Source organism: Candidatus Chloroploca asiatica (assembly GCF_002532075.1).
GTDB lineage: Bacteria > Chloroflexota > Chloroflexia > Chloroflexales > Chloroflexaceae > Chloroploca > Chloroploca asiatica.
On the sequence record NZ_LYXE01000107.1, the window covers coordinates 1 to 616 of the forward strand.

Below are 616 nucleotides of genomic sequence, written 5' to 3' on the forward strand. Positions count from 1 at the left end.
ACCGTCAAACCAGCATGCAGCCCAAGAGCAGGGGATGCTCGCGAGTGAATAGGGTAACGAGCAAAGTTAGCGATTATTCATTTGCAGGGTATTGTATTAGACAAGTGCATTGTGCTACAATGGTAATGCAATAATCCTCTATCAAAAGATAGGTGGATCTGGGCCAGACATCAGGGTAGCAGTCTTGCGTTCATTGCGTTGCGCTGCTCAAGGAGTTGCAGGTAACTATGATTACGACAGTTACAACCACGACCGTCACCACGGTCACCACGATCACCTCTGTGGCAGTCGCATCGCTCACACTCATCGTTATCCTGACCCTGCTCGTGCTCTTGATCCAAAAAGAGATCATCGGCGGCTTCACCGGCATCCGTGCCCAACGCCTGAGCAAAGCTCTCAACGTAGCGATTATGCCGTTGAGTGTTGTCTTTATGACATCGCTCTTGCTCCGCGTCTTGGAAGTCATCCGCTAATACCAATGACGCTGGAGGCCCCCCGCCTCGTGTCATAGTGAGCGCACGGCGTGTCATGCTGAGCGCCCCCCATGTCATGCTGAGCGCAGCGAAGCATCTCCCTGTACCCGTGAAGATCCTTCGCTCCGCCTCCGGCTCCGCTC

General features: G+C 53.7%; 1 protein-coding gene. It reads left to right on the top strand.

All coding sequences use genetic code 11. From position 1 onward, the window contains the following. Positions 1–227: 227 nt before the first annotated feature. Positions 228–473 carry a hypothetical protein gene (locus A9Q02_RS13980; RefSeq protein WP_097653705.1) on the top strand — a complete coding sequence of 82 codons (246 nt, stop codon included), beginning with the start codon at positions 228–230 and terminating at the stop codon, positions 471–473. Positions 474–616 lie beyond the last annotated feature (143 nt).